General features: G+C 61.3%; 15 protein-coding genes and 2 pseudogenes. 5 read left to right on the forward strand and 12 right to left on the reverse strand.

The window, feature by feature from the left end:
* From TX24_RS06775 to oxdA, 6 genes are all read right to left on the reverse strand, one after another.
* The gene (locus tag TX24_RS06775) at positions 1-1,245 is read right to left on the reverse strand and encodes a GTP-binding protein (RefSeq protein ID WP_057709957.1); all 1,245 of its coding nucleotides are present in this window, start codon (positions 1,243-1,245) and stop codon (positions 1-3) included.
* On the reverse strand, positions 1,242-1,898 hold the full coding sequence (gene nthB, locus TX24_RS06780; protein WP_057709958.1) for a nitrile hydratase subunit beta: 657 nt from the start codon (positions 1,896-1,898) through the stop codon (positions 1,242-1,244). The genes TX24_RS06775 and nthB overlap by 4 nt, the downstream gene beginning before the upstream one ends.
* 41 nt (positions 1,899-1,939) lie before the next feature.
* Positions 1,940-2,533 carry a nitrile hydratase subunit alpha gene (gene nthA, locus TX24_RS06785; RefSeq protein WP_057709959.1) on the reverse strand — a complete coding sequence of 198 codons (594 nt, stop codon included), beginning with the start codon at positions 2,531-2,533 and terminating at the stop codon, positions 1,940-1,942.
* A gap of 75 nt (positions 2,534-2,608) precedes the next feature.
* On the reverse strand, positions 2,609-4,123 hold the full coding sequence (locus TX24_RS06790; RefSeq protein ID WP_057709960.1) for an amidase: 1,515 nt from the start codon (positions 4,121-4,123) through the stop codon (positions 2,609-2,611).
* 169 nt (positions 4,124-4,292) lie between these two features.
* Positions 4,293-5,159: a transporter gene (locus TX24_RS06795; protein ID WP_003191106.1), complete on the reverse strand. Its 867-nt coding sequence runs from the start codon at positions 5,157-5,159 to the stop codon at positions 4,293-4,295.
* An 84-nt stretch (positions 5,160-5,243) separates the two neighbouring features.
* Positions 5,244-6,302: an aliphatic aldoxime dehydratase gene (gene oxdA, locus TX24_RS06800; protein WP_057709961.1), complete on the reverse strand. Its 1,059-nt coding sequence runs from the start codon at positions 6,300-6,302 to the stop codon at positions 5,244-5,246.
* A 997-nt stretch (positions 6,303-7,299) separates the two neighbouring features.
* Between oxdA and TX24_RS06805 the strand changes: the two genes are divergently transcribed.
* A complete protein-coding gene (locus tag TX24_RS06805; RefSeq protein ID WP_003191111.1) occupies positions 7,300-8,235 on the forward strand; it encodes an AraC-like ligand-binding domain-containing protein in 936 nt (311 codons plus the stop codon).
* Between the two features lie 7 nt (positions 8,236-8,242).
* Here the strand turns inward: TX24_RS06805 and TX24_RS32440 are convergent.
* Both TX24_RS32440 and TX24_RS31780 read right to left on the reverse strand, forming a co-directional pair.
* Positions 8,243-8,412: pseudogene (locus tag TX24_RS32440) on the reverse strand (type II toxin-antitoxin system RelE/ParE family toxin); the annotation flags it as partial.
* A pseudogene (locus TX24_RS31780) lies at positions 8,399-8,473 on the reverse strand (type II toxin-antitoxin system ParD family antitoxin); the annotation flags it as partial. The pseudogenes TX24_RS31780 and TX24_RS32440, both read right to left, overlap by 14 nt.
* Positions 8,474-8,624: 151 nt before the next feature.
* Between TX24_RS31780 and TX24_RS06810 the strand changes: the two are divergent.
* Complete coding sequence (locus tag TX24_RS06810) at positions 8,625-9,608, forward strand: 5'-nucleotidase (protein WP_003191112.1); 984 nt, start codon at positions 8,625-8,627, stop codon at positions 9,606-9,608.
* A 137-nt stretch (positions 9,609-9,745) separates the two neighbouring features.
* Complete coding sequence (locus TX24_RS31785) at positions 9,746-9,922, forward strand: hypothetical protein (RefSeq protein WP_003191113.1); 177 nt, start codon at positions 9,746-9,748, stop codon at positions 9,920-9,922.
* 24 nt (positions 9,923-9,946) lie between these two features.
* Here TX24_RS31785 and TX24_RS06815 read toward each other — a convergent pair whose 3' ends face one another.
* From TX24_RS06815 to TX24_RS06830, 4 genes are read right to left on the reverse strand one after another with little or no spacing between them, the layout of a single operon-like run.
* Entirely contained in the window at positions 9,947-11,560 is a 1,614-nt protein-coding gene (locus TX24_RS06815) for a dipeptide ABC transporter ATP-binding protein (RefSeq protein WP_057709962.1), read from the reverse strand.
* Positions 11,557-12,441 (reverse strand): ABC transporter permease, encoded by an 885-nt coding sequence (locus tag TX24_RS06820; RefSeq protein ID WP_003191115.1) that lies wholly within the window; start codon positions 12,439-12,441, stop codon positions 11,557-11,559. The genes TX24_RS06815 and TX24_RS06820 overlap by 4 nt, the downstream gene beginning before the upstream one ends.
* 3 nt (positions 12,442-12,444) lie before the next feature.
* Positions 12,445-13,395: an ABC transporter permease gene (locus TX24_RS06825; protein WP_057709963.1), complete on the reverse strand. Its 951-nt coding sequence runs from the start codon at positions 13,393-13,395 to the stop codon at positions 12,445-12,447.
* Positions 13,392-15,005, reverse strand: coding sequence for an ABC transporter substrate-binding protein (locus TX24_RS06830; protein WP_034135663.1), 1,614 nt, complete (start codon positions 15,003-15,005; stop codon positions 13,392-13,394). Before TX24_RS06830 ends, TX24_RS06825 begins: the two co-directional genes overlap by 4 nt.
* A gap of 498 nt (positions 15,006-15,503) precedes the next feature.
* Between TX24_RS06830 and TX24_RS06835 the strand changes: the two genes are divergently transcribed.
* The gene (locus tag TX24_RS06835) at positions 15,504-17,312 is read left to right on the forward strand and encodes an ABC transporter ATP-binding protein (RefSeq protein ID WP_057710010.1); all 1,809 of its coding nucleotides are present in this window, start codon (positions 15,504-15,506) and stop codon (positions 17,310-17,312) included.
* A gap of 117 nt (positions 17,313-17,429) precedes the next feature.
* A complete protein-coding gene (locus TX24_RS06840; protein ID WP_003191119.1) occupies positions 17,430-18,377 on the forward strand; it encodes an AraC family transcriptional regulator in 948 nt (315 codons plus the stop codon).
* Positions 18,378-18,417 lie beyond the last annotated feature (40 nt).

Raw genomic sequence — 18,417 nt, forward strand, 5'->3', positions numbered from 1 at the left:
TCAAATAGGGTCAGCCTGCAAGGACGGCGTCGGCGCCGATAAGGCCTGGGAGTCAAAGATTGCTGCCCCCGGCAGGGCTTGCCAGGCCGAGGGGCCGGCGGCGATTTCCTGAGTACTCAGCAGGCAGTTGTCGAGTGCGCGCTGCAGCGCTTGGGTGTCCAGGCCCTGGCCGATAAAGACCAGCTCCTGCCGGCAATCGCCGACAATGCTGTCCCACTTGGCCATGATGCTCTGCAACCGATATTCATCCTGCGGCCATTGCGACTGCTCGATGAAGTTCCACCAGTACCCGACGTAGTCCCACTGGAACTGACTGCCGCTTTGCACCAGCAGGCCGGTTTCCAAGTGCCTGCTGGCGAGCCAGAAGTAACCTTTGCTGCGCAACAGGCGCCCGTTGTGCCAGGGCTGCTGGAGAAAATCGAGCAATCGCTGCGGGTGAAACGGGGCACGCTCGCGGTACACCCAGGAGGTCACGCCATAGGTGTCCGACTCAGAGGCCGGCGTGTCGTCGGCCTGCATTTTTTTCATCCAGCCGGGCGAGGCCGCGAGGCTAGGTAAATCAAACAAGTGGGTACCGAGTATTGCGGATAACTTCACGTTACCCTGAGCCATCGGCATGATCCGCGCGCTCGGGTTAAGGCCGGCGAGGATCGCGTGCACGGCCTGGTAGCCGGGCTCGTCGATCAGGTCCAGTTTGTTGACGAGAATGACGTTGGCGTATTCCACTTGCTCGATCAGCAGGTCGGTCAGATGGCGCGTGGGTGCGTCGTCGCGGGCCACGATGCCCGGCGATTCGAGCAATGCTTCAAAGCGACTGCCATCGACCACCGTCACCAAGGTGTCAAGCCGCGCCAGTTCGCTGAGGCTGAAGCCCTGCGCGTCGAGGAAGGCGAACGTCTCGGCTACCGGCATCGGCTCGGAGATCCCCGTGGACTCAATCAGCAAGTAGTCGAAACGTTGCTGGCGTGCCAGGGCGCTGATCTGCTCGAGCAAGTCGGCGCGCAGCGTGCAGCAGATGCAGCCATTGCTCATCTCGATCAACTCATCGCGGCCCCGGTGCAGCGCCACGTCGCGCTGCACCTGCTCGGCATCGATGTTGATCTCGCTCATATCATTGACGATGACCGCCACGCGCAGGCCGTCGCGATTGCGCAGGATATGGTTGAGCAGGGTGGTTTTGCCGGCGCCGAGGAAGCCGGAAAGCACCGTCACCGGCAGTCGGCCTGTCAGGGCGCCGTCCATCATGCGTTCACCGTGCCATCGGCGTGGTCCAGGTAGCTTTCGAACAGGTCGACCACCACGAAGCCATCATCTGCTGCGTCGCCCCAGAGATCTTTCACGCGAAACTCGACGTGATAGGTCGGCTGATGCGCCGCGCTCAGATCACCGTGGCCGATCGCGTCAGGGAAGGGCCACTTTTGCGCGGTGCGGTGCACCACCACGCCTTCTTTGCCGCGTACGTAGGCCGGCATGCGGGTATGCCCGGCCACATACTCGTCTCGCACCACCACCCGGTCGCCCACCTCAAAGGGCGCGCGGCCGGTGATCGCTGGGCGCCCACTGGCGTGCGCGGGGTTCGCCAGCTTGAAGTGCGAACCCAGGGCCTGGTCGAGTTCCGCCTGGGTGATCACACCGGTTTCGACCAGCAGGGTGGCGGTGGCGATGACATAGCGTTCGTAGTATTGGGTACCGACATGTTGGCGCACATCCAGGCGCTCGACGGCGTGGCGCACTTCGTCCACGCTGAACTTTTTCAAGTGATCGGCGCCGACAAACATCAGGCTGTAGGCCAGGTGCTCCCAGTCCTGCTTGAACACGGGTTGGTAGCTCAGGCTGTTGATGGTGTGAGGGACTTTGCCAAAGCCTTGAAACCCACCGAGATCGTGAAAGCCATCCATTGTGAATACCTCTGAAAAGTGCAAAAAACAAAGGGCACCGGTTACGCCACGTAAGGCAGCGCCACGCCGATAAGGACATCCTTGGTGATCAGTTTTCGCAGGGCCTCTTCATCCATCGATTCGCTGCCCTTGGGCCGTACAGGCAGCACCAGATAGCGGGTTTCGGCGCTGGTGTCCCAGACCTTGACGATGACGTCGGCCGGCAGCTCGGTGCCCAGTTCCCGCAGCACGGTGCGCCCTTCGCGCACCAGTCGGGCGCGGAACTCGAAGCCCTTGTACCACTCCGGCGGCAAGCCCAGGACAGGCCAGTTGGTGCAGGAGCACAGGCTGCACACAATCACGTTTTTCACGCTGGGCGTGTCTGGCAGCGCAACAATGTATTCACCCTGCGGGCCGGTATAGCCAAATTGGGCGCACGCCGCGGTGCCGTCTTTGAGCAGCAGTTCGCGAAACTGCGGGTCTACCCAGGCCTTGGCCACCACCCGAGCCCCGTTCTCCGGGCTCCATTGGTGTGCCATCAGCTGTGTCATGTGTTCGATGTAACCGCCGGGGATCAGATCCTTCTGCTTGAGCACTTGCAGTAACGCTTGCGCGCGTTCGCCCGGTGTAGATGTGCTTGCTTCGTGTGCGCTCATAAGTTGACTCCTCATCGTTGAGCTTCTGGGCAGCGCCTGGCGGCTTATTCTTTTTGCGCTGCGCGGGACTACCGGCTAACAGTTTTTCCAGTCAACCGACGCCTCGAACGCTGCGGCAGCCTGGTAAATCGTGCCTTCGGCATAGTGCTTGCCGACCAGCATCAGCCCGACAGGTAGACCGTCTACCAGGCCGCAGGGAATCGACATGGCCGGATGGCCGGTGATGTCCTGGGCGCAGGCATTGCCGATCATTTCCAGCGCACGGGCCACGTACTCGGTAACCGAGCAACCCGGCTGCGGGTGGGGCTGGGCGACGATCGGCACGGTGGGCATCACCAGCAGGTCATAGCGCGCCAACGCGGCGTCATACCCGGCGCGTGCCACGCGCCTGAGGTTTTGTGCCTTGGCGTAGAACCGCCCGTTGTAGCGCTCCAGACCGTATTGCCCGACGAACATGCACAGCTTGAGAGAGGCGGACAGCTCATTGGCCTGATCGCGCCACCCGGCTTGCTGGTCCAGCAAACCGAGGTCATACAGCCCTTGCCAGTTAAAACCGGCCCCATTGCCGTGCATCATCTGCATCATCAAACCTTCACAGCCGATGGGGTGCCACAGCGAACCGGCAATGCTGTGCTCAGGCACCGACACCTCCTCGACCTGCGCGCCCAGCCGCGCAAACGCTGCAATGGCTTGGCGTACGCACGAGTCCACACGCGGGTCTTGGTTGGCCAGTTCAAAACCTTCGCGCAGGATGCCGATCCTCAGCCCGCAGACACCGCGCTCCAGGTAATCGCTGTAAGCGTCGACCTGCGGCGCGGCTTGTCGCGGATCAAGCCCATCGGCGCCGGCCATGACCTCCAGCATCAATGCGTTGTCGCGTACGTTTGCGGTGATGGGGCCGGCGTGATCGATAGTCGCCTCGATGGCCATGATGCCGGTGTAGGGCACCAGGCCGTGGGTCGGCTTCATGCCGTAAGTGCCGCAGAAGGCGGAAGGGATGCGGATTGAGCCGCCCTGGTCACCGCCGACAGCCAGGTCGACCTCGCCGGCGGCAACCAGCGCTGCGCTGCCGGAAGACGAACCACCCGAGGCAAACCCTTGGCGATAGGGGTTGTGCACCGGTGCAGGATCGGAAGTGTGGCTGCCGCCGGACAGGCAGTAGTGTTCGCACGTTGCCTTGCCGAGAATAGTCGCGCCGGCATCCAGCAAGCGGGTGACAACCGTGGCATCGAAGGCGGGGACGAAGCCTTCAAGCGGCTTGGCACCATTCATCATGGGCACGCCAGCCAGTGAAATATTGTCTTTGAGGGCGACCGTTTTACCTGCGAGCTTGCCTTCGCGCGCACCGTTGACTTCGGTGCGGAAGTACCAGGCGTTGAGCGGGTTGTGTGCGGCCGAGGGACGGTAGCCTGAGCTGCGTTCATAACGCACCGGCGGGATGAAGTCCGGCAGCTCGTCAACCAGGTCATAGGCGTCGAAGCTTGCCTGCATAAGTGCCAGGTATTCATCGGCTTGCTGCGCACTGAGTTGCATGTGCAGGCTGCTCGAAATAGCCAATAGCTGTTCAAGGGTGGGGCGAGCGATTGCCATGGTTGGCTGTCCTTATCGTAAATGGCCGAAGAGCACTGCATGCTCACTATCAGCGGGCCTGGGGCTCAAGATAGTCCGCGCATCCAGGCGGTGGCTTGGTTGAGAAAGACATCGACTTGGCTGAGCGGGACACCTTGGCGCCAGGGGCGCGCGGTCGCAGTTTCTGGCGTTAAAAAATGTGCGCGTAACGCAGGTTCATGCGGAAGTCTTCGCGGGTGCCGTTGTCCACCGAGAGGTCTTTGCCCAATTGCAGTTGCACCTGGTCGGTGGGGGTGACGAATTTGGTGGCGGTGAGACGCACGTTGGTGGTGCCCAACTCGTTGTCTTGATTGACATGCTCGATGTTTGTCTCGCCTCCCCAGGTGCGCCCCAAGCCGATAGCAAAGGTGGTGGTGGCGTCCGGCATGTAACGGCCCATGATCTGCGCTGCGTAGGACACGTCCTGCTTCAGGCGGTCGGCATTTGCACCGTAATCGGTGTTGTCGCCATACCAGGTCGCGCCGCCGACCAGGTCCATCGCCCATTTCTCTGTGAAGTGCTTGACGTAGGCACTCTGCAGTTCGAATTTCCAGCGATTCTCCCCGAGATTGAGCGCATCGTCCTTGTCATACGTGCCCGAAGGCACATACACATAGGGGGCGATACTGAGGGTGTCGCGGGCTTCGTTGAACCGCCATTTCACCGGCGCGGTGAGGATCAAGTCGCCCACGCCGCGAGTACTGCCCAGTGCTGAGGCGTCACCTGCGCCGGAGACGTGGCCGAAAGGCAAAAGGAATTGCGGGTCGATGGTGACCGTGTCGCTGAGGGCATACACATGGAGCAGACGCAGGATGCCCACGTCCGAGGTCACCCTGAAGTCAGAGCTGGCCTTGTGGCCGTTGGCGTAAGCCGAGTCCGTAGTGGCGTGCTGGTAATAAATCGCCCCGATAGTGGCGCCGATCGGATATTGCTCGTAGTCGCCAGGCGCGACTTCACCCGCGTTCGCGTGGAGGGCGGGCAACAGGGTGGAGAGGGTCAGCAGGCGGATCTTATTCATCGTTTATTCCTCGCACAGGGGACCGGGCCACCCGTGAAAGGTGGCAAGGCGGCAGAAGCTGGGGGGGTTAAACGCCTAGGGCGCTCAGGCTGTGGGCGGCAGGGCGTCGCGCAACATGCCAGTTTGCGGGTGACAGTTGATGTACTCGAAGACCTGGCTTTTGGCGTCGGATACGGACACCTCGTGGTACAGCCTCAACTTCTTCAAGCCCGCGGCCACGCGAAAGAACGTCACGAAAATACGCAGGTGGGTCGGGTGGGATTCGGCCCAGCGTTCGAGTTTCTCCACTGAGCGCCAGTGACCGATGTTGTAGCTCAGGTCGAGAACGTTGCCGTCCAGGTCGATATTGCGCACGAACCTGTTGCTGTAGCAGCCCAACGGCTGGCCGTTGTCACGCAGGAAGTCCATGCCGTCCTGCAACGTCGGTAAAATTTCGTCGAGGTAGAGCGAGCGTTCCTCTGCCTCGGCATCCGCCCAGTCCTGGCCGGAACGAATCAGTGTGAGGTTGTCGTGCCCCAGCACCACCACGCGTCCGCCGTTGGCTGGGTCGCCCGCGACCACTTGCAGCTCGCTCGTGGGCTTCATCCAGTCGGTCTGGGAGATGGGGAAACGGTCGCGCATCGAGCCCCAGTAGCCGTGTTCTTCGATCTCGCCACTGGTGGCATCCATGACTGCGCCAACACCCGGCAGGTTCTCCTGGAAGGCGTACAGCGTCTCGAACTGCTCGGCGCGCGGCGCGGTGATTTCGCGGAAGTAACCCAGGCCTTCACCCAGGCGATCCGGCGAACTCCACCAGTCATTCACCTGGGGTGAACGCAACCAGCGGCAATGGGCGGCAGGGTCTTTCCAGTACCCGACCACGATCAGATTATCAAAGCCGCTGCTGTCAGTGTGCTGAGTCAAATCGTAGTTCTGCGGGCCGTCGACCTGGCTGAAACTGCCGACGATGTGACGCATCGCCTGCAATGCAGCCTTGCGCTGGGTATCGCCTTGATACTGCACGCCCAGATAAGCCATCACCACTTGTTGCAGCTGCTCGTCAGCGCGCGCCACCCACATCGGGAACGGCGGTTGATACTCCTCGGGCACGCGGCGGGACAGGGTGCGTGGGCATTTGAGATGTGTGTCGATTGCAGATTCCATCTTGAGCTCCTCGTTATTTTGGTTCAGGCCTACGGGTGGGCGTCAGCGCGTCGGCGGCAGGGTGCGCTTGGCGACCTGCCGTCGGTGCAGCAGCTGTATGGTTCCCCATTCAATCAACCAATAAGCCGACTCCTCAGGCGCGAGGTCGCGCCGTTGCAGAAGCCATGAACAATCAGCCAATCGTGGTGAAGAATGTCGATGCATGGCGTACCTCATCAGCGGGGTATGAGCTGCTGTGAGGTGGAAATTAGGCCGGCAGAGGAGGGCGCGCTTTGTTCGGTGAGACAACCGCTTGGTTGGCAAAGACAGGCCGGCTACGGACGTTTACCTGTGGTCTGCGTTGGTGCGCGCGGGCTGATGATGTGATGTGCTGTGCCCTTAAACGGGCCGCAACTGCGGTGCGACGATGGCTATCTACCTGGCGCCCCGCGATCCAACTGTGGGAGCTGGCTTGCCTGCGATGGCGGCCTGTCAGTCGATATCTATCTACCTGACACCCCGCGGTCAAACTTGTGGGAGCGGGCTTGCTCGCGAAGGCGGCCTGGCAGCCAACACAGCTGGATTGTGTACATATCCATTGCTGCGGTAACGGCTACTTAGGGTTCCGCCCTGACGGCGGCTCACTTTGCAAAAGCGGCAAAGTAAGCAAAGCGCTCTTGCCCCACCACTCGGCACCTCGCTTAGGCTCGGTGTGCCCGTAATTCGTCAGTGATTTGGGGGGCCGCCGCCACGCGCCATCCATGGCGCGGGGCGGCTAAACCGGCATCCCTGCCGGTTTACCACCCAAATCCCTGTCGAATTACGGCCAGCGTGGTTTAACGGGGCGCTTGAGATCAAAAGCAGATCAAGATCAAGAGCGGCTCGCTTCGCATCGTAGTTACCGTTGCTACAGCCGACCTGCCACTGCATTTGGCGTGTTAATTGCTTCAATGGCTGACAATCGGCCGCTCGTTACAACTTCTCGCGCGCCTATTGCATCGTTGTCGAGGTCAGCGTCATGAACCCGAACACTCAGTATTCGACCCTTGCCGTCCCTGCAACACGTCGGTTTGATTATTGGAAAGAAGTGGTCTGTCGCCATTGCCTGGCAGCCGATAGCAAACCCTTGTCCCAGAGCCGCTTTGATGGCTCGCTCACCCTTAATACAGTCGGCGCGCTGGACATTTGTACGCTGTCTTCGCCGCTGCATTACTGGGAGCGTTCCGAACAGCACCTGCGCAGCGGCCCGGCTGAAGATTTATGGTTGGGTTTCGCTCGAAAGGGCCATGGGCAAATCGAGCAAGGCTCAAGAAAAGCCAACCTGGCCACGGGCAATTTGTTTCTTTATGACGCAACCCAGGCGTTTCGCTTTAGCCTGGGTGGTACCGAAAACCACTTGATCCGTATTCCCAGAGCGTTGCTCACCGAGCGCCTGCCGCGTATTGCCGAGTACACCGCGATGGTCCTCGACGACCGGCGCCCAGGTGTCGTGCCCTTGCGCGAAATGCTGCACCAGGCCGCGAGCACGCCTGCGTCGCTGCAGGATGAGCGCATCTCCAATCGTTACTCAAGTGCTGTGCTTGATCTGCTTGTGATCAGCCTGGAATTGCAGGACCTGAAAACCAGCCATCAGGAAATGGACCTCTACGGCCGCATCATGCAGTACATCCAACGCCACCTGACCGAGCCGGACCTGTCGATTGAAGCCATCGCCAAAGCCCACAACGTGTCCACCCGCACCGTTACGCGGGCCTTCGCCCGCTACCAAAAAACCCCCGTTGCAGAGATCTGGAAAGAGCGCCTGAATGCCAGCCGAGAAGCGATCGAGCGGGGCCAGGTGCGCTCGGTGTCTGAGGCGGCGCTGGACTTCGGATTTTCTGACTTTTCTCATTTCAGCCATGCGTTTCGCAAGGCGTTTGGCGTGGCACCGAATACGCTTTTGCGCCGCGATTGAAATTGGCGGGGTAGTGCAACTGCGCTTCCATGGCGTCATGAAGGAGTCTGACGACCTCGATCACGTCGTCGTTTGCCCCACGATAGAACACGATATGGCGTGGGTTTTTGACCGTTCCTTGGTTTGTTTGGCCTGCTGGCGTGAATAGACGAGGTGATCGCTGCGAAGGCCCGGTGCGCAGTGCCTCAATTTTGGCGGTGTCTTCGGCGACGCGCTGCTCCACTAAACGTAAACCTTCTGCATCCACCCGTAATAAAGCAACCTGCAGATTGATTTGAAGATTGATATGCCTGACTGTGCGTGGGAGAAGGCGCGATGTGTGCTTGAAATCGATCGGCATGTTCAATGCCTATCCATATTTGCGTTTAGAGGCATCCAGAGAGGTTTCAATGCCCTACGAGTTAGAAAATCGCCTGGTGATCGGCGTCGCTTCCAGCGCTGTGTTTGATTTGCTGGCATCGGACGCAGTGTTTCAGAGACAGGGGGAGGAGGAATACCGCAAGTTTCAGCAAAAAAATCTTCACGTCCCGCTTCCTAAGGGGATAGCGTTCCCCTTCATCAAGCGCTTGCTGTCAGTGAATGACCTGAGCGTCGATCCTACGGATCCGCTCGTTGAGGTCATACTGCTTTCGCGCAACGATCCTGATACTGGGCTGCGCGTGCTGAAGACTATCGAGCACTACGGCCTTGGGATGACACGGGCGATTTTCATGCAGGGAAAATCCCCTTATGAATACATACCTGCTCTGAACATCGCTTTATTTTTGTCGGGTGACAAAAAAGACGTGGAAGCGGCTATCAAGGCCGGGTACCCGGCTGGCCAGGTGCTCGATTCAAAATTCGAAGACGACGAAACGGATAAAACCCTACGCATCGCGTTCGACTTTGACGGCGTCCTTGCCGGTGATGAGTCCGAAACAATCATGCAGGCCTCTGGATTGTCTGAGTTCCATGCGCATGAAGTGAAGAACGTTATGCAGCCCCATAACCCGGGCCCGCTGAAGGAGTTCATGGTGCGGATATCCAAAATCCAGTCGGTCGAGGAGCAACATAAAAAGCTCAATCCTGACTACGAAAACCGCATACGAGTCTCAATCGTCACAGCCCGCAATGCGCCGTCTCATGAGCGTGCAATGAATACACTCAAAAGTTGGGGTGTCATGGCTAACGACGCATTCTTTCTGGGTGGCATCGAGAAAGGCAGGATTTTAGGTGTATTGAAACCGCACATCTTCTTTGATGATCAATCTGGGCACCTACAATCGACTAGCGCAGTTGCGCCATCTGTGCACATTCCTTTCGGCATTACCAACCATGGTGCGACAGTGGTTGCGCTGGATTCTGAAGCGGATCAAGTCCGGCAGGAGGTGTAACACGCAGGCTTGAGCGCGCAGTGTCACAGGCGTCGTATCGGTTCTGTGCTGCGAAGAATCCTCGCCACTCACATTATCAGTCGGAACGATATAAGCGATAAGCGCGGAGCCAGCTTTCACCGCTGACTGAAGACCAAATGAAACGTTATCAGCAAATCTGGCTGACGGGTTTTCTCAAGCTGCAGACTCGGCGGCTGGCTGTCCGGGAAGTGTTCGACGCGGTCAATGCCACGGGCGAAACGAAGAACGTGCGGCTGTCCTATTGCTTCACGTCAGACCGCGTATGCCCAGGAGAAGGGCATCACGGCGCGTGACTGCGCTGCCGAGTAAAGCGCCGCTCAGGCGGCGCTCGCGATAGCGTGCTGGCCAGGGATGGCGCCAATCAGCTCACGGGTGTAATCGCTGGTCGGGCGGTTGAAGATGCGCTCCACCGAACCCTGTTCGACCACCCGGCCATTGCGCAACACCAGCACCTCATGGGCGAAGTTGGCGACCACCGACAAGTCGTGGGACACCAGCACGTAGGCGATGCCCATGTCCCGTTGCAGCTCTTGCAGCAGTTTAAGGATGTGCGCCTGCACGGACACGTCGAGGGCACTGACCGGTTCATCCAGTAGCAATAGATCCGGTTTCAGCGCCAGGGCGCGGGCGATGGCGACCCGTTGGCACTGGCCGCCGGAAAGCTCGCGCGGCAGGCGATCGAGGAAACTCACCGGCAAATGCACGCGACTGATCAGCTCGCGCGCGGCCTGTTCCAGGGCAGGGCCCTTGAGCAAGCCGAACGACACCAGCGGTTCGACGATGCTGTCGAACACTGTGAAGCGTGGGTCCAGCGCCGCAAACGGGTTTTGTTGCACCAGTTGCAGGCGCTGGCGCAGCGGGCGGAAGTCGCGCCAGCTGAGGTCGGTGACGTCCTGTTGCTCGAACCACACCCGCCCGCGGCTGGGTTTTTCCAGGCCGAGGGCGATGCGCAGCGCGGTGCTTTTGCCTGAGCCGGACTCGCCGACAATCGCCAGGGTCTGCCCGGGGTAGACCTGCAGGCTGAGGTCCTCCAACGCGACAAAGGTCGCGTCTTCGCCCTTGACCTTGGGCAGCGCGAACGTCTTGCCAACGTTTTGCAGCTGCAGGATCGGCGGCTGCGTCGGAGCCGGCCGGGCCAGCGGCTGGCGGCGCGTGGCGAACGCTGGCGCCGCGGCGATCAAGGCGCGGGTGTAGTCATGCTGCGGCGCGCCGAGAATCTGCCGTGGTGCCCCTTGCTCCACCACTTGTCCCTGTTGCATCACTAGGACGCGGTCGGCGCGATCCAGCGCCACGCCAAGGTCATGGGTGATGATCAGCAAGGAAATTCCGCGCTCACTGACCAGCCGTTTCAGGTGGTCGAGGATCTTGCGCTGCACGGTGACGTCGAGGGCACTGGTCGGTTCGTCGGCGATGATCAAGCGTGGGTTGCCGGCCAGGGCGATGGCGATCAGCACACGCTGGCGCATGCCCCCGGAGAGTTCATGCGGGTACTGGCGCGCGCGCAGTACCGGCTTGGCGATACCGACCTGTTGCAGTAGCTCGACGATATCCGCATCGACGCCGGGGTAGCGCTTGCCCTTGGCCAGGATCAGCGCTTCGGCAATCTGCTGGCCAATGCGCAGGGTCGGGTTGAGGCTGACCATCGGGTCCTGGGGCACCAGGCCGATGGTGCGCCCGCGCAGGCCGCGTCTCTGGCGTTCGCTGGCGTGGGTGAGGTCGTTGCCGTCCACCCACAGCTCGCCGGCGCTGATGGTTGCGCTGCCCGGCAACAGGCCGAGAATCGCGTTGGCCAGGGTGGATTTACCCGAGCCGGACTCGCCGACAATCGCCAGCGTCTCGCCTTGGGCGATGGTCATTGACAGCTGGTTTACCGCCAGGTTGCCGTGCCGGTAGCTGACACTCAGCTGGCGAACATCAACTAAAGCATTCATCGCTGAACCTCCTCGAACGTGCGGGCAATGTGGTTGAGGCTGAACACCACCGCGACCAGGAACAGGCCGGGCAGCAACGACACCCAGGGGGCGGTGATCAGAAAGTGCCGACCGTTGGCGATCAACGTGCCCCATTCGGCGGCCGGAGGCGCGGCGCCAAAACCGAGAAAACTCAGGCCGGCGGTGGCGAGGATGGCTGCACCGAAATCCAGGGTCGCCAGTACCGCCACTGGGCCCCATGCGTTGGGCAGGATGTGCCGCAGCAAGGTGCGGCCCCAGCTGGCGCCGCCCAGGCGTGCGGCTTCCACGTACGGCAGGGTCTTGACGCGCAGCACTTCGGCGCGGGTGGTGCGGGCGAACCCGGGGATAATCCCGACGCCCACGGCGATAGCCACCGGCACCGTGCCGAAGCCGATGGCGGTGACAATCGCCAGGGCCAGCAGCAAGCCGGGCAAGGCGAGCAACACGTCGACAAACCGCATGATTACCGCGTCGATACGCCCACCGGCAAAGCCGGACAGAATGCCCAGCCCGAGCCCGCCCAACAACGCGATCCCCACCGCCAGAAAGGCCGCCAGCACCGACAGGCTGGAGCCGTAGACCATCCGGGTGTACAGGTCGCGGCCCAACTCGTCGGTGCCGAACCAGTGGGTCAGGTTCGGCGCCGTGAGCTTGACCGCAGGTGCGGTGGCATAAGGGTCGAAGCTGGTCAACCACTGCGGCGCCACGGCGGCGAGCAGTGAAAACAACACAATCAACACCGCCAGGCTAAAGCCCGGTCGCCGCAGCAAGGGCATGACCGCCGCCGTGGCACGTTGTCGGCGGGTGCGGCGTTGCCAGAGTGGGGGCGTAAGGCCGAGGTTTTGCTCAAGGATCGTCATGGTCTAGGACACCTTTGGCGTGTGGGAAATGCGCGGGTCGAGCCACGGGTACAGCAAATCCACCAGCAGGTTGACCAGCACAAAGGCTGCCGCCGACACCGCGACAATCGCCAGCACCACCGGGATGTCCTGGCGCAGCACAGCCTCCTGGGCCAGGCGGCCGATGCCGGAGCGGGCGAAGATGGTTTCCACCAGCACCGCACCGGACACCGTGTTGCCCACCTGCAGGCCGATCAGGGTGAGAATCGGCAGCGCCGCGTTGCGAAACCCATGGTGCGCCTGCACCTGGCCACGGCTCAGGCCCTTGGCGTAGGCGGTGACGATATACGACTCCTGCCACACTCCCTGGAAGCTGCGCTGCAGCACTTGGGCATACACCGCCGCACTTGGAATCGCCAGGGTGATCGCCGGCAGCACCAGGCTTTCAAAGCCCCGGCTGCCGGTGGCGGGGAACCAGCCGAGGCCGAAGGCAAACACCTGTATCAGCAACAGGCCCATCCAGAACACCGGCACCGAAAACCCCAGGGAAGGCAGGCGCGCCAAGGCTTTTTTCAGCGGTTGCCAGCGAATGTAGGCGGTCAGGTAGGCCAGGCCGATGCCGCCGATCAACGACAACACAATCGCCAGGCCGGCCAAGGACAGGGTTTGCGGCAGGCGCTCGGCGAGTAACTCGGATACCGGGCGGTTCAGCGACAGGGACTGGCCGAAGTCGCCGTGCAAGGCGCCCAGCAGCAGGTCGACATATTGCTCGAACAGGCCCTTGTCCAGGCCATAATAGGCCCGCGCCTTGGCCAGGTCGGCCACCGACAGTGAATCGGCCTCCATGCCCGAAGCACTGAGCATGATCGACAGCGTGTCGCCCGGCAGCAGATAGAGGATCAAGTAGGTGATGCTATAGGCCCCCCACAACACCAGCAGGGCCTGGCCGACGCGTGCGGTCAGGTAGCGGCTCATGGTGTGCCGATCTCGATATCACCCAGCAGCGCGAAGCCCTCGGCAGTCCAGCGAAAGTTCTTCACCTTCGGCGACGTTGCCGCCTGCCACACGCGCTCGTACACCGGGAACGCCGAGCTTTCGTCGATCAGAAGGTCCTGCAGGTCGCCATAGGCGGCGGCACGCTGTGCGCCTTGGGTGGCCGTAATGCCGGCATCGAACAAGCCCTTGGCTTTTTCCAGGGTGGCCGGTTCGTAGGTGTTAGTGGCCACGGTGGAACTGTTGGCGCTACGCGGATCGAGGATGGTTTGCAGGATGATCGGGTCAGCGCGAGTCATGTAGTTGATGGTCAGGTCGTAGTTGCCGGCGGAGTTGTTGGCCACCCATTCGGCGCGGGTCACCACGCTGAGCTTCAGTTCGATGCCGACCTTGCGCAGTTGGTCCTGGATCAGCACGTCACCCGCGGTTTCGGCCGGGCTGATGTTGTAGCTCAGGCTCAGACGCTTGCCGTTTTTGCTGCGGTAACCGTCCGCGCCCTTGGCCCAGCCGGCTTGATCCAACAGTTTTTCGGCAGCTGCCGGGTCGTAGCCGAGCTTGCTGCCCTGGCTTTTGAAGTAAGGCGTGGTCACGTCAAAGATGCCATCCACCACTGGGAACTCGGCGTTATATACGGTGCTGGCGTAGCTCTTGCGGTCGATGGACTTCTGCACGGCCAGGCGCACTTGTTGATCGGCGAGGATGCGCTCGCCACGGGTGTTGGGGTACAGATTCAGCGCCGGGCCCGGCAGCGAGCGGCTCTGGATGGTCGCGCCCTTGGACTGGAACAGCTTGAGGTCGACCTCCGAAAACGGGTTGCGTGGCCACAGGATGTCGGCCTTGCCCTGCAAAAACAGGCCGTTGCGCACGCTCTCTTCGGGGATGTAGCTGATGTCGACGGCGTCCAGGTGTGCCTCACCCGGGTTCTTCATATTCGCCGAGGGCCACGCGTAACCCTTGCGTTTTGTCAGGCGCGCGCCGACTTCCGGGGTATAGCTGGCCAGCACAAACGGCCCGGTACCGATGATCTTGCCCAGAGAGCGTTCCTTGACCGTGAGTGCATAGGACGCGGGCGCAAGGATTGCCAAGTTGGTGGTAGAAGTGGCTTGTAAAAAGCCCGCGTTGGGTTTAGCCAGTACCAGCTTGACGGTGAAGTCGTCGACCACTTCGGCGTGGTCATAACCTGCCAGGTAGGTGGCGCCGAAGGTCGCTGGCAGTTGGGTGGCCAGTGCCTTGTCGCTGTCGAACGCGGTTTTTACCGCGTTTGCGTCGAAGCGCTCGCCGTTGCTGAACGTCACGTTGTCGCGCAAGTGAAAGGTGTAGGTCAGCGCGTCGTCACTGATCTCCCAGCTCTTGGCCAGCCAGGGGATGATCTTGCCGGTTGCCGGGTCCTGGTCGGTGAGCGACTCGGCGACATTGCGCAGCAGAACGCGGTGTTCCAGCCAGTACACCTGGAATGGGTCGACGCTGACCAGGGTGGTGTTGTCGCCAAAAAATGCAATGTTCAGGGTTTTGTTCGCTTGCGCCTGGTCACCCGAAGGTGAGCAGGCGGCCAGGCTGATCGCCAGGGCGCAGGGGGCCAGCAGACGGCTCATCAAGTTGGAGGTGTTCAATGGGGTGCCCTCGTTTGGCGATGTGAATCAGAAGTCGTAGGCCAGCTTGGTGTAGTCGCGGTCCTTGAGGTTGTTCAGCGGGTAGTAGTCGTCAGGAAACACCTCCGGCACCGCCGCGCGGCCGGTGGGCGGGTACCGCCGCCAGCAGCGAACTGGTCAACAGCGACAGGTGGAATTTTTTCAGCGGGGCGGGATGAGAAATATCGGGCATATCGAGAGAGATCCATGTCGGGGGTACGTCCTCCGCCAGGCATGGGGTCGGTCTGTGAAGTGAAGATATCTCTATAAAAAACTGCGGGGAAAGTCTTTTTTAGAATAAGCTAATTATTAGATATTGTTATCTTGTGGTTTTATAAGATCACCTATTTTTATTACCCGGCTGGCGCGGCGTGTCGGCTCGCCGTTGGATGTGCTCGACGTCATCGCCTGTCATAATCCACCCGTCTCACTCCTAAACCCCACACGGAGTCCATGCCATTGATGGTGCTGTTCAATCGATTGAGCGCGTTTTCCATCCAGGCGCGCAGGGCACTGAAGCTGGTCTGGGGGACGTCGCGCCCCTTATTCATAGGCCTGCTGCTGGCCACCATCGTTGCAGGTCTGTTGCCTGCGCTGGCTGCCTGGATCGGCCAGCGTATTGTCGATGGCGTGGTGCATGCGATGCAGATTCATGCAGCTGGCAGCCAGGCACCCGTGTGGCCAGTGATGCAATACGTGCTGGCCGAGGCGGGCGTGTTGGGGCTGCTGGCCGCCGCTCAGCGTGCGTTGTCAATGCAGCAATCGTTGCTGCGGGTGCAGTTGGGGGTGAAGGTCAACCTGATGATTCTGGAGAAGGCCCAGACCCTCTCGCTCACGCAATTTGAAGACGCCGAGTTCCACGACAAGCTGGTGCGCGTGCGCCAGGGCGCGTCGACACGGCCGCTGAGCCTGGTCACCAAGGGCCTGGGGTTGGTGCAGAACCTGATCTCGCTGGTCAGCTTTGCCGTGTTGTTAGTGCACTTTTCGCCGTGGGCGCTGGTGATTCTGGTGGTCGGCGCCTTACCGGTTTTCTTCGCCGAGACGCATTTCTCGGGCAATGCGTTTCGCCTGTTCCACCGGCGTGCGCCGGAGACCCGTCAGCAGAATTACCTGGAATCGCTGCTGTCCCACGAGACCCATGCCAAAGAGGTCAAGCTGTTCGGGCTGGCGCCGCTGTTCCTCAAGCGCTACCGCGACAACGCCCGACGCTTGTACGCCGAAGACCGCCAGTTGACGGTGCGCCGGGATGCCTGGGGCTTTGCCCTGGGCCTGCTGGGCACCGCGGCGTTTTATGTGGCTTACGCCTGGGTGGTGCTGGACACCGTGCGCGGCCAGACCAGCCTGGGGCAGATGACCATGTACATCGTGCTGTTCAAGCAAGGGCAAAGCGCGATCACCGCCAGCCTCAGCGCGATTGCCGGCCTGTATGACGACAGTCTGTTTCTCTCAGATCTTTATGAGTACCTGCTAACCCCAGTGGTCGTGCCGAGTGGCCGGCTTACCCAGGGCGCGCGTCCCGGCGACGGTCTGCGTTGCGAGCACGTGGGGTTCAGTTACCCCGGCGCTGAGGGGCCGGCATTGACTGACATCAACCTGCACTTGGCGCCGGGGCAAAGCCTGGCCCTGGTGGGCGAGAATGGCTCGGGCAAAACCAGCCTGATCAAACTGCTCACGCGCCTGTATACCCCGCACGAGGGGCGTATTCTGCTGGATGGCAGCGACTTGCAAGACTGGGATGAACAGACACTGCGCCAGCGCATTGGGGTGATTTTCCAGGATTACATCCGCTACCAGATGACCGTCGGCGAGAACCTTGGCGTGGGTGACGTCGATGCGCTGAACGACGAGGCGCGTTGGCGCAAGGCTGCAACCCAGGGGGTGGCCGCCGGGTTCATCGAACGCCTGAGCAAGACCTACGGCACACCGTTAGGGCGCTGGCTTGGCGGCCAGGAGTTGTCGGGTGGGCAATGGCAGAAGGTTGGGTTGTCACGCGCATATATGCGCCAGGAGGCGGATCTGCTGATTCTTGACGAGCCGACGGCGGCGCTGGACGCCGGCGCCGAGGCGGCGGTGTTCGAGCACTTTCGCGAACACGCCAAGGGCCGCATGACGTTGTTGATTTCCCATCGATTCTCCAGCGTGCGCAATGCCGACCACATCATCGTGCTGGACGGCGGGCGAATCCTGGAGGAGGGCAGTCATCACCAACTGATGGCGGCGGGTGGATGCTATGCCGAGTTGTTCGATGTTCAGGCGCGGGGGTATCGCTAGGTCCCGAGCGCCACGCCCGACTATACCTCCAGGGTATCCCTCCAGACTTTATCCATATTGGACGCCCCCCTACCCAAGCGTCAGCCTGAGCCCAATAACGATAAAAGAGTCGCGACCATGACCGTGCTATTGAGTGAGCGCAGCCAGATTTTCCAGGGCGCCGATGCCTACGCGGTGTCGGACTACGTCAACCAGCATGTGGGCAGCCACTGCATTCGCCTGCCTCCCAGGGGCCAGCCCCGGGCAAGTATCAGCCATCGCACCTTCGCCAGCCTGGACCTGTGCCGCATCAGCTACGGCGCACCGGTGCGGGTCACGTCGGTGGCGCTGGAGACCATCTACCACCTGCAGATCCTCTTGAGCGGGCATTGCCGCTCCAACTCCCGTGGCGAGGATGATGTGTTCGGGCCGGGGGAAATCCTGCTGATCAATCCGGACGACCCGGTAGACCTGACCTATTCCGCCGACTGCGAAAAATTCATCATCAAACTGCCGGTGCGCCTGCTGGAAAACGCCTGCCTGGAGCAGCACTGGAGCCTGCCGCGGGCGGGGGTCCGCTTCACGACGGCCCGCCACGCGCTCAGTGAAATGGGCGGCTTCCTGCCGTTGCTCGGGTTGATCTGCCATGAGGCGGAAAACGCTGCCGAGCCCCACATGCAAGGCCTGTACGAACGCATCGTGGCCAACAAGCTGCTGGCATTGCTGGGCAGCAATGTGTCGCGGGTGCCCCCCCGGGCTGCCCACGGCGGTGGGTTTGAAGCGGTGCACGAATTTATCCAGCAGCACCTGGGCGATGACATCAGCGTCGAGCAGTTGATGGCCGTGGCCAACGTCAGTGAACGTTCGCTGTACAGCCTGTTTGAGCGCCAGGTGGGGCTGTCGCCGCGCGATTACGTACGCCGCTGCAAGCTCGAACGCGTACATGCACGCTTGCAACTAAGCAGCACGCGCAGCGTGACCGAGGTGGCTTTGGACCATGGGTTCATGCACCTGGGGCGGTTTTCCGAAGCCTATCGCAAACGCTTCGGCGAACTGCCGTCGCAGACCTGGAAACGCCATCGTTAAGCGACGTGCGCCTGGCGGATAGCGATGTGCAGGCAGCGGA

The sequence above is a fragment of the Pseudomonas lactis genome (assembly GCF_001439845.1).
In the GTDB taxonomy this organism is placed as follows: Bacteria; Pseudomonadota; Gammaproteobacteria; order Pseudomonadales; family Pseudomonadaceae; genus Aquipseudomonas; species Aquipseudomonas lactis.